This window comes from Paractinoplanes durhamensis, assembly GCF_016862175.1.
In the GTDB taxonomy this organism is placed as follows: Bacteria; Actinomycetota; Actinomycetes; order Mycobacteriales; family Micromonosporaceae; genus Actinoplanes; species Actinoplanes durhamensis.
The window spans coordinates 1-13,800 of record NZ_BOML01000099.1; the positions used below are offsets into that span (position 1 = coordinate 1).

Sequence of the window (13,800 nt, forward strand, 5' to 3'; positions counted from 1 at the left end):
TTGCTGGTGTCGCAGCTGTTGGTCAGGATGCCGAGGTTGGCGCCCGGCACCGCGGCGGTGGCCGCCACCGTCGACGGCGCGGCGGTTGCCTGCTGTCCGTTGCCGTTCTGGCTGACCGTGCAGACCGCCAGGCGTTCGGCGTTCAGGTTCGGCTTGGCCGCGAAACGACCGATCGCGATCTCGATCCGGTTGATCGTGGCGACGCGCTTGTCCTTGAGCGGGCCGAGGATCGCGTTCTGGACGAAGGCCGCACCGCCCTGGCCCTGACTGGTGGCCAGCCGGGTGTTGGCCTCGGCGATCTGCTTGTCGAGGAGTTGCAGGTTGCTGTTCACGTCGGCCGCGGCCTGGGCCGGTACGGCAACGCCGATGGTGACCTGCGGGCAGGTGATCGTGGGCTTGCCTTCGGCCGCGGAGGCCACGCCGAGCCCGACACCGGTGACCGTCACGGCGACGGCGACGACGGCGCCGATCCGCCAGCGGCGAGAGTTGACACGAGAGTTGTTGATCCGGGACCTGTACATCGCCATCCACGCCTTCAGCCATGAAGACCGACTTGTCTCTGGCCACAGATACGGGAGCGCTCCCGGCCGCGGTTCAATCAAGGTCAGTAGATCCTCGGCCGAATAAGAGGCGGGCGCGGCAGGGGGAGCTGCCGCCGGTTCAGCCGGTGGTGCAGGAGGTGACGCGGGGGCGGGCGGTGGTGTTGCCGTTGGTCATGGTGGTGAAGCCGAAGGTGTTGCCGGAGCCGTTGGGTTTGACGGTCATGGTGTAGCCGCCGCCGCTCCAGCTGAAGGTGCCGCTCCAGGTGGTGGAGACCTTCTGGGGTGAGGTGATCGCGATGACGACGGTCCAGGTGTCGGAACCGGTAACCGTCACCGACGTGTTGTAGCGGTCGCCCCAGACGGTGCCCGGTGTGATCGTCGCGGTGCAGTTGCCCCCGGTCGTCGGCGGAGTGGTGGTGGGCGCGGAGGTCGGCGGGGCGCTGTCGCCCACGCTGCCGGGGACCGACTGCAACGCGCGGAACCAGACGTCGGCCATCTTCTGGTAGCCGCCCGCGTTCGGGTGCACCCCGTCGGCGCGTCGACCTGGGCGATGGTCCAGCCCGAATGGCCCTCGTGATCGTGGTCGCCGAGGCTGCTCGGCCCGTTGACCAACGATCCGACGAAATCGACTTTCCGTTGGTCGGTCACCAGTTTCTGCCAGAGCCCGATGCGATATCCGCCCGGCACGGTGAGACCGTCGGTGATGGAATCGCCGAGCGGCATTACGCGGACGCCGCCATTGGATTCGGCACTTGCCGGAATCGTCGCGGCGGTAATAGCAGAGAAAACCGCGACAAACATAGCGATGGTCAGGTACAGAAGTCGGCGTACCGGTGGCGAGGAATTGTTTTTTCTGCTTCGGCCCGTCATCGGAATACTCCTTTCCGATTGCCGTGAAAGCCGTGCGGTCGAGGTGGCACGACCCTGAAACAGTTAGGAGTATCGATGGAAACGGTTCGCTGTGGCAAGCCGTGGACTAGCGGCCCGGTTCGGCCGTGGCGCGGGGCGCGGCGGTGCTGTCCCGGACGATCAGGGTGGTCGCCAGCTCCATCCGGGTCTGCGGCGGCGTCTGCCCGGCGGCCAGGGTGAGCGCGAGCTCGGCGGCGGCGGCGCCCATCTCGGCCAGCGGCTGACGGACGGTGGTCAACGGCGGTCCGCACCACCGGCTGTAGGTGATGTCGTCGAAGCCGACCACGCTGAGATCGTCCGGGATGCGCAGGCCGGACTGCCGGACCGCCTCGTAGACGCCGAGCGCCTGCAGGTCGTTGCCGCAGAGCACGGCGGTGGGCCGGTCGGGCAGGCGGAGCAGCTCGCGGCCGTAGCTCAGCCCGTCCTCGAACGCGAACCACTGGCCGACCCGGACCAGGCGTTCGTCCAGGGGGACGCCGGCGGCGTACATCGCCGCCCGGGCGCCCTCGAGCCGGGCCCGGGCGCACAGCCGGTCGGCCGGTCCGCTGAGCACGGCGATGCGGCGATGGCCCAGCCCGAGCAGGTGCCGGGTGGCGGCGATCCCGCCGCTCCAGTTGGTCGCCCCCACGGATGGGGTCGGGTGCTCCGGCTCGCCGTTCGGATCGAGTGCGACCAGCGGGATCCCACTGGTCGCCAGCAGGGCGTGCTGTTCGGTGGTGAAGCCGAGATGCACGGCGATCACCGCGATCGGGCGGCGGGCCAGCAGCTCGCGCGCCCAGACCCGGCCCAGCGACGCCTGATGCAGGGCATCGGTGAAACTTACGGCCAGCGAATGGGCGCCGGCCACCTGCTCGACGCCGTGCAGGACGTTGATCGCCATGCTGCTCTGCATCCCGTAGAAGACCACTTCCAGGTGGGCAGCCTGGACGAGGTTTCCCGGGCGGCGGTAGCCGTGTTCGCGCAGCGCCGCCTCCACCCGGCGCCTGGTGTCCGCGGCCACCCCGGACCGGCCGTTGAGCACCTTCGACACGGTCGGGGCCGAGACTCCGGCGAGGCGGGCGACCGCCGCGACGGTGAGCTCGCCCCGCCGCCGTCCCCGCTGCCGCACGGCCGCCGGGCTCGCCGCGGCCGCGGGGACCGGCTCCGGGTCACGCTTGCCGGCCTCGCGGAGCAGGCGGGCGCGGGCCGCCTCGGCGTCGCGCTCGCCGGTGTCGCCGGCCGGGATCGTCTCCTGCAGGTAGCGCCTGCGCTTGGTCACCGGATCGATGCCCGCATAGACCCGCACCCGCAGCGATCCGCTGGGCAGGCGCTCGATCTCGCCACGTGCCACCCGTCGCCGACCCGGCTGCGATGCCATGGAGCCACCGTACCGCCAGATGGCTCCACGTCAACTCCATCTGGCTCCACGCGCGAACGCCCTCGGCACCGGCCTTCCCTAGTGGGCCCGCTCGCCCGGGAAAGTATTTCAGCGTGCTGGAAATCTTGTGAACCACTGAGCAATCAGTTTCACCAAGACTATCTGACATTCAGGTGCGTCACTGCTATTGACCGCTCCGACACAGCGTCGTAACGTGCGCTTCATCACTCCGGAAGTCTCCGAGAGGTTTCGGAAGTTTCGGAGTTCCACTCAGATCCATCCCTTGTGGATGTTGCTGGGAATGCCCCCGGCATGTCATTTCCCGTGCACACGATCGTGATTCCCCGATCACGGCCGTCGTATCCCCGATCGGAAGGAGAGCCCTGGTGTCTATCAGCCCGGGCCGTTCCAGGACCCGTCCCGCGATCGTCGCGCTGGTGGTGTCGGCGTTCGCTTTCACCGGAACCGTCGCCGTCCTGGCCAGCACGGCCACCGCCCAGACCGCTCCGGCCCTCGCGGCCGCCCCGTTCGTCGAGGACGAGGGCGCCGACTGCACGGTGCCGGCTCTGCCCGACGCCGGTGCGCTGCCCACCGTCGCCAAACTTCCCGACCCCTTCACGAAGATCGACGGCACGCGCATCACCTCCACCGCGGACTGGCGGTGCCGCCGGGAAGAGATCAAGAAACAGGCCGAGAAGTACGTGTACGGGACGAAGCCCGCCCCGCCGGCGACCGTCACCGGCACGGTCACGTCGACGAACATCACGGTGAACGTGACCGACAACGGCAAGAGCGCCAGCTTCTCGGCGTCGGTGTCGCTGCCGAGCGGCACCGGCCCGTTCCCGGCGGTGGTGACCTACGGCGGGATCGCCGACACGGCCACGATCAAGGCCGCCGGTGCCGCGATCATCAACTACGACCCGTACTCGACCGGTAAGGAAGGCACCGGCCGCGCGAACAAGCAGGGCGCCTTCTACACGCTCTACGGCTCGACCAGCACGACCGGGTTGCTGCAGGCCTGGGGCTGGGGCGTCAGCCGGATCATCGACGTGATCGCCAAGTCGGGCGGCAACATCCTCAAGGCCGACTCGGTCGGGGTGACCGGATGTTCCCGGTTCGGCAAGGGCGCGTTCGTGGCCGGGGTGTTCGACCAGCGGATCGCGCTGACCATGCCGATCGAGTCGGGCACCGCCGGCGTACCGATCTTCCGCGGCATCCCGGGTGAGGGCGCACAGAGCCTGAGCAGCGCGTACGGCGAGCAGCCATGGTTCGGCGACGCGTTCAGCTCGTTCACCGGCGCTCCGACCAAGCTGCCGGTGGACACCCACGAGATGGTGGCGATGGTCGCGCCGCGCGGCCTGTTCGTCATGGACAACCCGCACATCGCCAACCTCGGCCCGAAGTCCGGCAGTGTGGCGGCGCTGGGCGGCGCGGAGGTCTACAAGGCCCTCGGCGCGGGCAGCAACATCACCTACTGGTCCGACGTGGCGAACGGGACGCACTGCGCCAACCGCCCGGAGTGGACCACCCCGTTGACGCAGACCATCAAGAAGTTCCTGGTCAAGACCGGTAACGACGCGGGCGCGATCCGGATCTCCAGCAAGGCGCTGGGCAACCTCGCCGACTGGCGGACCTGGACCACGCCGACGCTGACCAACAGTCCGACGTCCGAGCCCACCGGCGGGCCCACATCCGGCCCCACGTCCGGCCCGACCAGCGAGCCGACCTCCCAGCCGCCGACCTCCCAGCCGCCGACCAGTCAGCCGACGACCCCGCCGGCCGGCAGCTGCTCGGCGTCGATCACTCCCGGCACCGTGTGGGGCGATCGCTACAACACCTCGGTCACCGTCACCGGAAGTGACAACTGGACGGTGGTCATCCAGATCACCTCGCCGCAGAAGGTCTCCACCACCTGGAGCGGCACGTTCAGCTGGAGCGGCGGCGGCTACACGATGACCGTCAAGCCCAACGGCTCCGGCAACACCTTCGGCTTCACCACGATGACCAACGGCAATTCCAGCGCCCGCCCCCAGATCACCTCCTGCACCGCGACCTGACCCCGGGAGATTCGATGCACGCGAAACGACTACTCGGCGCCACGGTGGCCGGCCTGCTGGCCACCGCCGGTGCGGTCATCCTGGCCGGTTCGGCCGACGCCGCCACCACCCTCGGTGCGTCCGCGGCGGCCCGCGACGGCCGCGTCTTCGGTACGGCCGTGGCGGCGGGCAAACTCAGCGACTCCGCCTACACCACCATCCTCGACCGCGAGTTCAACGCGGTCACGCCCGAGAACGAAATGAAGATCGACGCCACCGAGCCGCAGCAGAACGTGTTCACCTACACGAACGCGGACCGGATCGTCGCGCACGCCGTGGCCGCCGGGCAGAAGGTGCGCGGCCACACCCTGGCCTGGCATTCCCAGCAACCGGGCTGGATGCAGAGCATGTCCGGCAGCGCCCTGCGCTCCGCCATGATCAACCACATCACCCAGGTCATGACCCACTTCAAGGGGAAGATCACCTGGTGGGACGTGGTGAACGAGGCGTACGCCGACAGCGGCGGCGGCCGCCGATCGTCAAACCTGCAGAGCACCGGCAACGACTGGATCGAGGTCGCGTTCAAGACGGCCCGCGCCGCGGACCCGAACGCCAAGCTCTGCTACAACGACTACAACACCGACAACTGGAGCGCCGCCAAGACCCAGGGCGTCTACAGCATGGTCAAGGACTTCAAGGCCCGCGGTGTGCCGATCGACTGCGTCGGTTTCCAGACGCACCTCACCGGCGGGTCGAGCTACCCGAGCAACTACCGCACCACGCTGTCCAGCTTCGCAGCCCTCGGCGTCGACGTGCACATCACCGAGCTCGACATCACCAACGCGCCGACCGGGGCGTACACCAGTGTGGTCAACGACTGCCTTGCCGTGGCCCGCTGCACGGACATCACGGTGTGGGGCATCCGCGACTCCGACTCGTGGCGTTCGGGCGAGAGCCCGTTGCTGTTCACCAGCAGCGGCGCGAAGAAGGCGGCCTACACCGCGGTGCTGACCGCCCTGAACAACGGCACGTCGCCCACCACCCCGACCTCGGGTCCGACGTCCGGTCCGACCTCGGGTCCGACGACTCCGCCGGCCGGCAGCTGCTCGGCGTCGATCACGCCCGGCACGGTGTGGGCCGACCGCTACAACACGTCGGTGACGGTGACCGGCTCCGACACCTGGACGGTGGTCATCCAGATCACCTCGCCGCAGAAGGTGTCCACCACCTGGAGCGGCACGTTCAGCTGGAGCGGCGGCGGCTACACCATGACCGTCAAGCCGAACGGCTCCGGCAACACCTTCGGCTTCACCACGATGACCAATGGCAATACCAGCGCCCGGCCGCAGATCACCTCCTGCACCACCTAGTCAGCCGGCGCGGCGGAGGGATGGGGCCGCCGCGCCGGCCTTCGGCCTGCCACCAGAAGGGTCCGGTCCCATGAAACGAATGCTCAGAGCCGCTCTCGCGGGGGTGGCGGCGGCGTCGGTGGCCGTCGCCGCCGCCCTGGTCACCGCCCAGGAGGCCCAGGCGGCGTCGCTGGTACGGGTGACCAGCTTCGGCACCAACCCCAGCAACCTCAACATGTACGTCTACGTCCCGGACCGGGTGGCCGCCAAGCCGGCGCTGCTGGTCGCGATGCACTACTGCACCGGCAGCGCCTCGGCCGTGGCCAACGGACAGTTCAAGGACTACGAGACGGCCGCCGACCAGTACGGATTCATCATCGTCTTCCCGGAGGCGACCCGGAGCGGGCAGTGCTTCGACGTGTACTCGGCGCAGGCCCTGAAGCGGGGTGGTGGCAGCGACCCGGTCGGCATCATGTCGATGGTCGACTACGCCAAGTCGCACTACAACGTGGATCCGGCCCGGGTGTTCGCCACCGGTACCTCGTCCGGAGCCATGATGACCAACGTCATGCTGGCCGACTACCCGGACGTGTTCGCCGGCGGGTCGGCGTTCATGGGCGTACCGGCCACGTGTTTCGCCACCACCGGCGGCTCGACCTGGAACTCCCAGTGCTCCGGCGGCCAGATCTCCAAGACCGCCCAGCAGTGGGGCGACGCGGCCCGGGCGATGGACCCGGGCTACACCGGCGCCTACCCCCGGATGCAGGTGTGGCACGGCACCACGGACACCACGCTGAACTACAACAACTTCGGCGAAGAGATCAAGCAGTGGACCAACCTCAGCGGCGTCGGCCAGACGCCGGCGCAGACCGACACGCCCCGGTCGGGCTGGACCCGGACCGGGTACGGCAACAACGGTCTCCAGCCGCCGGTCGAGGGCATCAGCGTCGCCGGGGTCGGGCACTCGCTGCCGACGAGCGGCATGATCGCGTACGCCGTCGCCTTCCTCGGCCTCGACAATCCCGGCGGTGGCAGCACCAGCTCGCCGAGCCAGTCGCCGACCCCGTCGTCCCCGCCGGCCGGCGGTAGCTGCACCGCGACGATCACCCCCGGCACCGTCTGGGCCGACCGCTACAACACCTCGGTGACGGTCACCGGCAGTGACAACTGGACGGTGGTCATCGCGATCACCTCGCCGCAGAAGGTCTCCACCACCTGGAGCGGGGCGTTCAGCTGGAGCGGCGGCGGTTACACGATGTCGGTCAAGCCGAACGGCTCCGGCAACACTTTCGGCTTCACCACGATGACCAATGGCAACACCAGCGCCCGCCCCCGCGTCACCTCCTGCACCACCGGCTGATCCCCACCGGAGGACAACGATGACCCGTGTTGCCCGGCGCGTCCTCGCCGCCGCACTTCCCCTTCTCTGTGCCGGCGCCGTCGTCGCCATGCAGCAATCCCATGCGTACGCCGCGACCACCGCGACGGTCGACGCGGCCACGACGTACCAGCCGATCGAGGGTTTCGGGTTTTCCCAGGCCTTCGCCCGGACCGCACCGATCCGCGCCCTGTCGGAGGCCAACCAGAAGCAGGTCCTGGATCTGATCTTCAGCAGGGACACCGGCGCCGGGCTCAGCATCCTGCGCAACGGGATCAGCTCGACCGCCAGTTCCATCGAGCCGAACAACCCGGGCGGGCCGAATGCCACCCCGCAATATGTCTGGGACGGCGACGACGACGGCCAGGTCTGGCTGTCCAAACAGGCCCAGTCGTACGGCGTGAATCGCTTCTACGCGAACGCGTGGAGCGCGCCCGGTTACATGAAGACCAACGGCAACGAGGCCAACGGCGGCACCCTCTGCGGTCTGCCCGGCGCCTCGTGCAGCAGCGGCGACTGGCGCAAGGCGTACGCGAATTACCTGATCCAATACACCAAGTACTACGCCCAGGAGGGCATCCCGATCACCGACCTCGGCTTCACCAACGAGCCGAACTACACCACGAACTACTCCTCGATGCTGTTCACCCCGGCTCAGGCGGCCGACTTCGCCAGGATCATCGGACCGTTGGCGAACAGCGCCGGCCTCAAGCTGGCCTGCTGCGACCCGGTCGGCTGGGAGGACGAGCGGGCCTACGCGTCAGCCACCCTGGCGGACGGGTATGTGCAGACCTTCACCGGGCACCACTACAGCAGCGGCCCGAGCTCGCCGCTCTCGGTCGGCGGCCGCAAGACCTGGATGTCCGAATGGTCGCCGGGCAGCAGCAGTTCGAGCTGGAACACCAACTGGGACGATGGCAGCGGGATCGACGGCATGACCGTCGCGAACTCCATTCACACCGCCCTGACCAGCGGCAACGTCAATGCCTACATCTACTGGTACGCCGTCTCGCTCAACAACACCCGCGCCTTCATGCAGGCCAACGGCACCAACTACACCGTCTCCAAGCGGCTGTGGGCGGTGGCCCAGTACAGCAGGTACATCCGCCCCGGGGCGGTCCGGATCGGAGCCACCACCCCGGACGGCAACCTGCGACTGTCCGCGTTCCGCAACACCGACGGCTCGGTGGTGGTCGTCGCCCTCAACGCGGGCAGCAGCGCGCAGTCCACCGCCTACAGCCTGCGCAACACCGTCACGACCGGCACCGCCAGTCCCTATCTGACCAACAACACCAGCAGCATGGCCGCGCAGCCGGGCGTCGCGATCAACAACGGGACGTTCACCGCCACCGTGCCGGCCCGATCCCTGGTCACCTACCGGATCACCGGCGACGTCACGACACCGCCGACGAGCGCACCGACCACCACGCCGCCGACCGGCGGCAGTTGCTCCGCGACCATCACCCCTGGCACTGTCTGGGCCGACCGCTACAACACCTCGGTCACCGTCACCGGCAGCGACAATTGGAGCGTGACCATCGCCCTCACCTCGCCGCAGAAGGTCTCCACCACCTGGAGCGGCACCTTCAGCTGGGCCGACAGCGGCTACACCATGACCGTCAAACCCAACGGGAGCGGCAACACCTTCGGCTTCACCACGATGACCAATGGCAACACCACCGCCCGGCCTCGGATCACGTCATGCGCCCCGGCATGATCGACGCGGCCTGGCTGCCGCCGGAAGCCTGGCGGGCGGTCGGCAGCCGCCGCATCCGGGTGACCGGTAGCGGGCTGCTGGTCGACACCGTGGCCGGCGAGCTGCGCCGGGCCTGCGAGCGGTTCGGCGGCGAGGTGGTGCGGGGGAGCGGCGGGCCCCCGTGCGACCTGGAGATGAGCCTCGACGGCGATGCCGGGCTCGGCGCCGAGGGCTACGAGCTGACCGGCGACGACACCCGCACCGTGCTGCGCGCCGCGCGACCGCACGGCCTGCTGTACGGGATGTTCCACCTGTTGCGGTCGGACGACGCCCCGGCCACCGGCGCGTTCCGGCCCGCGGTTTCCCGGCGGATGCTCGACCACTGGGACAACGTCGACGTGCACCCGGTGATGGGCCAGGTCGAGCGGGGTTACGCGGGCGGTTCGCTCTTCTGGCGGGCCGGCGAACCCCGGCGTGACCTGGCCCGGATCACCGCGTACGCCCGGCTGCTGGCCGCCTGCGGGATCAACGCGGTCGCCCTGAACAACGTCAACGTGCACGCCACCGAGGCCCGGCTGCTCACCGACCGGCTCGGCGAGGTGGCCGAGCCGGCCGAGGTGTTCCGCCGCTACGGGATTCGTACCCATCTGGCGGTGTCGTTCGCGGCGCCGGTGCTGCACGGCCTGAGCACCGCCGATCCGCTGGACCGGCGGGTCCGGGACTGGTGGGACGGGGTCACGGCGGACGTCTACGCCGCCATCCCGGACTTCGGCGGATACGTGGTGAAGGCCGACTCGGAGGGTCAGCCCGGCCCGTTCACCTACGGCCGCTCGCACGCCGACGGCGCGAACCTGCTCGCGGACGTCCTCGCCCCGCACGGGGGCGTGGTGCACTGGCGGGCCTTCGTCTACAACCACCGGCAGGACTGGCGGGACCGGAGCGTCGACCGGGCCCGTGCCGCCTTCGACCATTTCACCCCGCACGACGGCACCTTCCGGGACAACGTCGTCCTGCAGGTCAAGCACGGCCCGATCGACTTCCAGCCGCGCGAGCCGGTGTCCCCGCTGATCGCCGCCATGCCGGCCACCCGGGTCGGGGCCGAATTCCAGATCACCCAGGAGTACACCGGCCAGCAGCGGCATGTGTGCTACCTGGCCCCGATGTGGAGCGAGCTGCTGCGCGGGGAGCAGGGGCCGGCGATCGCCGAGTTCGCCGCCGAGTTCGTGGCCGTCGCCAACGTCGGCGACGACCCGTTCTGGACCGGTCACCCGCTGGCCCAGGCCAACCTGTACGCGTTCGGCCGGCTGGCCTGGGATCCGGGCCTGGAGCCGGCGGCGGTGCTGGACGAGTGGGCCGGGCTGACCTTCCCACGGGGGCCCCGGCGGCTCTACGACACGCTGCACGCGATCATGGACGGTTCCTGGCGGGCGTACGAGAAGTACACCGCCCCGCTGGGCGTGGGTTTCATGGTGCGGCCCGGCGATCACTACGGCCCGGACGTCGACGGCTACGAGTACACGCCGTGGGGCACCTACCACCACGCCGACCGGGACGGCGCCGGCGTGGACCGGACGGTGGCGACCGGCACCGGATGCGCCGGCCTCTACCCGAAGCCGTGGTCGAAGATCTACGAGTCGCCGGATGACTGCCCCGACGAGCTCGCCCTGTTCTTCCACCACCTGCCGTACGGGCATGTGCTGCAGAGCGGCAGCACGGTGATCCAGCACATCTACGACACGCACTTCGCCGGTGCGCGCGAGGCCGCCGAGATGCGCGAGCGCTGGGCCGGGGTGGCCGGCCTGGTGCCCGCGGCGACCCACGAGCGGGTCCGCGAGCTGCTCGACGAGCAGGTGCGGTCGGCCGAGGAGTGGCGCGACCAGATCAACTCGTACTTCTTCCGCAAGTCCGGGGTGCCGGACGCCGAGGGCCGCCGGATCTACTGAACCAGGATCAGCACGTCGCGCGGTTCCACCGTGAGCGAGTCGCCGCGCCGCACCCGCGCGCCGGTGCGGAGCTCGGCCGAGTCGGCGTGCGCGATCACCGAGACCGGCGAAGCCCCGTGGTTCAGCAGAAACGTCGCCCGTCCCCGTTGAACGGATTCAACACCGGCGTAGGGCCCGCGCAATCGGTGCCGGTCCAGGATCTGCCCCACCACCCGGTCGATGCCGGCCTGGTCGAGCGCGGTCGCCACGTACCAGCCCTCACCCTCCCCGAAGGAGTTGCGGGTGACCGCGGGCGTCCCGGCGTAGAAGTCGTCCTGATAGGTCGCCACCGCTGAGGCCCCGGCCGGGAGGACGATCTCGAACACCAGGCTGCCCGAAACCCGCAGGTCGCCGAAGTCGACCGGGTTGACCACGCCGGCCGGCCGGGCGTCCCACTCGTCGACCCGGATGCCCATCAGCGGGCCGAGCGGCCCGGGCACGTCGGCCAGGAACGCGTTGTCGTCCTCGTCGACCCGGCCGGACAGGAACGTGCTCAGGACCGTGCCGCCGCGGCGGGCGACCTCTTCGAGCCGGCCGGCCAGGTCACCCTTGATCATGTGCAGCACCGGCGCGAGGACCACGTCGTACCCGGAAAGGTCGGCCGTCACCGGAACCACGTCGACGCCGGCGCCGGCCGCCCACACCGCCCGGTGGTAGGCGCGCACCACGTCCTGGTAGCGGACCAGCCGGGACGGCCCGTCGGACAGTTCGAGCGCCCACCAGCTGTCCCAGTCGAACAGGATCGCCACCCGGGCCGGCACCCGGCCGCCGAGCAGCGCATCCCCGGACTTTTCCAATTCGGCGCCGAGCGCCGCCACCTCGCGGAACACCCGGGTGTCGTCGCGGCCGGCGTGCCCGATGACCGCGCCGTGGTATTTCTCGCTGGCGCCGCGCCCGGCCCGCATCTGGAAGAACAGCACCGCGTCGGCGCCGTGCGCCACCGCCTGCCAGCTCCACAGCCGCATCACCCCGGGCCGCTTCAGCGGGTTGACGTCCCGGCAGGCGGTGGTGCTCGGCGTCTGCTCCATCAGCCAGAACGGCTGACCGCCTTTGACACCGCGCATCAGGTCGTGGGTGAACGCCATCCACTCCGGGTGCTCGTCGTCGGGCGGGTAGCAGTCCCAGGAGACGAGGTCGAGGTCGGCGGCCCAGCGGTGGTAGTCGATCGGCCGGTACGCCCCCATGAAGTTGGTGGTCACCGGCGTGGAAGGGGCAGACGAGCGGATCGCCGCCTTCTCGTCGCGGAAGTTGGCGAGCATCGCGTCCGACATGAACCGCAGGTAGTCGAGGGTGATGCCCTGGAACGCGGTGTGGTCGGGCCCGCGCCAGTGCTCGGTGAGCGCGGACGGCGGCTCGATCTCGTCCCACGTGCTGAACGTGTGCGACCAGAACGTCGTGTACCAGGCCTCGTTCACCCGCTCCACAGTCCCGTACCGGTCGCGCAGCCAGTCCCGGAAACCGGCCGCACAGAGCTCGCAGTAGCAGGCCCCGCCGTACTCGTTGCCGACGTGCCAGGCGACGATCGCCGGATTTTCGGCGTAGCGCTCGGCCAGACGCCGGGCCACCTCGGTCGACAGCCGGCGGAAGACCGGGGAGCTGGGGCAGGAGTTGTGCCGCTGGCCGAAGCGGTGCCGGCGGCCCTCGAAGTCGACCCGGGTGACCTCCGGGTGGGCGCGGGCGAGCCAGGCCGGGTGCGCGCCGGTGCCGGTGGCCAGGCAGATCGCCCGGCCCTCGGCGGAGGCCCGCTCGACGATCCGGTCAAGCGTGCTGAAGTCGTAGGTGTCCGCGGCGGGCTGGGTGAGCGCCCAGGTGAAGACGCCGACCGTGAGCGTGTCGATCCCGGCCGCGTCGAAGAGCCGGTAGTCGTCGTCCCACACCTTCTCCGGCCACTGCTCCGGGTTGTAGTCCCCGCCGAACCGGATCTTCATCGGACGAACCTCTTCTCGATCTCGTCGCGCATCGGCCGGGCGGTCCGCAGCAGCGCCGCGGCGAAGAGCACCGCGAACAGCGCCAGCACGGCCTCCGACCAGAGCACCACGACCAGGACGGCCAGCGCCAGGAGGCCGGCCGTCGGCAGCAGGGTGCGCATCAGGTAGTAGCCGGCCAGCCGCGCGGCGTCCCTGGTCCGGAAGTCGAACAGCGACGCGATCACCAGCGCGTTCGCCTGCCACAGCGTGGCCACCAGGGCGAGGGCCGCGACCGGGATCCGCCACCAGCCGTTCGCGAGGTTGACCCCGAGAACCGTCATCCAGGCCAGCCACGGCACCCACAGCTTCAGCACCCCGGCCACGTTGAGCCGGTAGCCGCGCAGGAACGCTCGCGCCGGTTCCAGGTCGGCCGGGTCGTCGCTGCGCCACCGCAGCGCGTACAGCGCGGCGGACAGCGCCGGCCCGACCGGGATCGCGCACGCGGCCGCGAGGGGGATGTTGCTGGCGTCCCGGTCGAGCAGCACCATCCCGGCCAGGCCGGGCGCTCCGGTGAGCAGCAGGAGCACCTCGACCACGAGCAGGGTGTGGACCCCGGCGGTGACCCGGCCGAGCGTCGCGATCAC

10 protein-coding genes and 1 pseudogene are annotated in these 13,800 nt (G+C 69.9%); 6 read left to right on the plus strand and 5 right to left on the minus strand.

Annotated elements, in window-relative coordinates:
- A pseudogene (locus tag Adu01nite_RS46700) lies at nucleotides 1-527 on the minus strand (hypothetical protein); the annotation flags it as partial.
- Nucleotides 528-660: 133 nt separating this feature from the next.
- Nucleotides 661-1,068 carry a hypothetical protein gene (locus Adu01nite_RS49215; RefSeq protein WP_379133373.1) on the minus strand — a complete coding sequence of 136 codons (408 nt, stop codon included), beginning with the start codon at nucleotides 1,066-1,068 and terminating at the stop codon, nucleotides 661-663.
- A gap of 38 nt (nucleotides 1,069-1,106) precedes the next feature.
- On the opposite strand from Adu01nite_RS49215, the gene Adu01nite_RS49220 reads away from it, so the two are divergent.
- Entirely contained in the window at nucleotides 1,107-1,439 is a 333-nt protein-coding gene (locus tag Adu01nite_RS49220; protein WP_379133376.1) for a hypothetical protein, read from the plus strand.
- Between the two features lie 79 nt (nucleotides 1,440-1,518).
- Here the strand turns inward: Adu01nite_RS49220 and Adu01nite_RS46710 are convergent, their stop codons facing one another.
- The gene (locus tag Adu01nite_RS46710) at nucleotides 1,519-2,808 is read right to left on the minus strand and encodes a LacI family DNA-binding transcriptional regulator (protein ID WP_203735875.1); all 1,290 of its coding nucleotides are present in this window, start codon (nucleotides 2,806-2,808) and stop codon (nucleotides 1,519-1,521) included.
- A gap of 386 nt (nucleotides 2,809-3,194) precedes the next feature.
- Between Adu01nite_RS46710 and Adu01nite_RS46715 the strand changes: the two genes are divergently transcribed.
- From Adu01nite_RS46715 to Adu01nite_RS46735, 5 genes are all read left to right on the plus strand, one after another.
- Nucleotides 3,195-4,865 carry a glucuronyl esterase domain-containing protein gene (locus tag Adu01nite_RS46715; RefSeq protein WP_239133231.1) on the plus strand — a complete coding sequence of 557 codons (1,671 nt, stop codon included), beginning with the start codon at nucleotides 3,195-3,197 and terminating at the stop codon, nucleotides 4,863-4,865.
- Between the two features lie 14 nt (nucleotides 4,866-4,879).
- Nucleotides 4,880-6,214 (plus strand): glycoside hydrolase family 10 protein, encoded by a 1,335-nt coding sequence (locus Adu01nite_RS46720; RefSeq protein ID WP_203735876.1) that lies wholly within the window; start codon nucleotides 4,880-4,882, stop codon nucleotides 6,212-6,214.
- Between the two features lie 79 nt (nucleotides 6,215-6,293).
- Nucleotides 6,294-7,553 carry an extracellular catalytic domain type 1 short-chain-length polyhydroxyalkanoate depolymerase gene (locus Adu01nite_RS46725; RefSeq protein ID WP_239133232.1) on the plus strand — a complete coding sequence of 420 codons (1,260 nt, stop codon included), beginning with the start codon at nucleotides 6,294-6,296 and terminating at the stop codon, nucleotides 7,551-7,553.
- Between the two features lie 19 nt (nucleotides 7,554-7,572).
- Nucleotides 7,573-9,288, plus strand: coding sequence for a glycoside hydrolase family 30 beta sandwich domain-containing protein (locus tag Adu01nite_RS46730; RefSeq protein ID WP_203735878.1), 1,716 nt, complete (start codon nucleotides 7,573-7,575; stop codon nucleotides 9,286-9,288).
- Nucleotides 9,273-11,210 carry an alpha-glucuronidase gene (locus Adu01nite_RS46735; RefSeq protein ID WP_203735879.1) on the plus strand — a complete coding sequence of 646 codons (1,938 nt, stop codon included), beginning with the start codon at nucleotides 9,273-9,275 and terminating at the stop codon, nucleotides 11,208-11,210. The genes Adu01nite_RS46730 and Adu01nite_RS46735 overlap by 16 nt, the downstream gene beginning before the upstream one ends.
- On the opposite strand, the gene Adu01nite_RS46740 is transcribed toward Adu01nite_RS46735, so the two are convergent.
- Entirely contained in the window at nucleotides 11,204-13,177 is a 1,974-nt protein-coding gene (locus Adu01nite_RS46740) for a beta-galactosidase (protein ID WP_203735880.1), read from the minus strand. The genes Adu01nite_RS46735 and Adu01nite_RS46740 overlap by 7 nt on opposite strands.
- Entirely contained in the window at nucleotides 13,174-13,800 is a 627-nt protein-coding gene (locus Adu01nite_RS46745) for a hypothetical protein (RefSeq protein ID WP_203735881.1), read from the minus strand. Before Adu01nite_RS46745 ends, Adu01nite_RS46740 begins: the two co-directional genes overlap by 4 nt.

What these genes read in the sequence shown, in the direction of transcription:
- Adu01nite_RS46720 (WP_203735876.1), top strand. Translation starts at nt 4,880, where the DNA reads ATGCACGCGAAACGACTACTCGGCGCCACGGTGGCCGGCCTGCTGGCC.
- Adu01nite_RS46735 (WP_203735879.1), top strand. Translation starts at nt 9,273, where the DNA reads ATGCGCCCCGGCATGATCGACGCGGCCTGGCTGCCGCCGGAAGCCTGG.
- Adu01nite_RS46740 (WP_203735880.1), bottom strand. Translation starts at nt 13,177, where the DNA reads ATGAAGATCCGGTTCGGCGGGGACTACAACCCGGAGCAGTGGCCGGAG.
- Adu01nite_RS49220 (WP_379133376.1), top strand. Translation starts at nt 1,107, where the DNA reads ATGGCCCTCGTGATCGTGGTCGCCGAGGCTGCTCGGCCCGTTGACCAA.
- Adu01nite_RS46710 (WP_203735875.1), bottom strand. Translation starts at nt 2,808, where the DNA reads ATGGCATCGCAGCCGGGTCGGCGACGGGTGGCACGTGGCGAGATCGAG.
- Adu01nite_RS46725 (WP_239133232.1), top strand. Translation starts at nt 6,294, where the DNA reads ATGCTCAGAGCCGCTCTCGCGGGGGTGGCGGCGGCGTCGGTGGCCGTC.
- Adu01nite_RS46730 (WP_203735878.1), top strand. Translation starts at nt 7,573, where the DNA reads ATGACCCGTGTTGCCCGGCGCGTCCTCGCCGCCGCACTTCCCCTTCTC.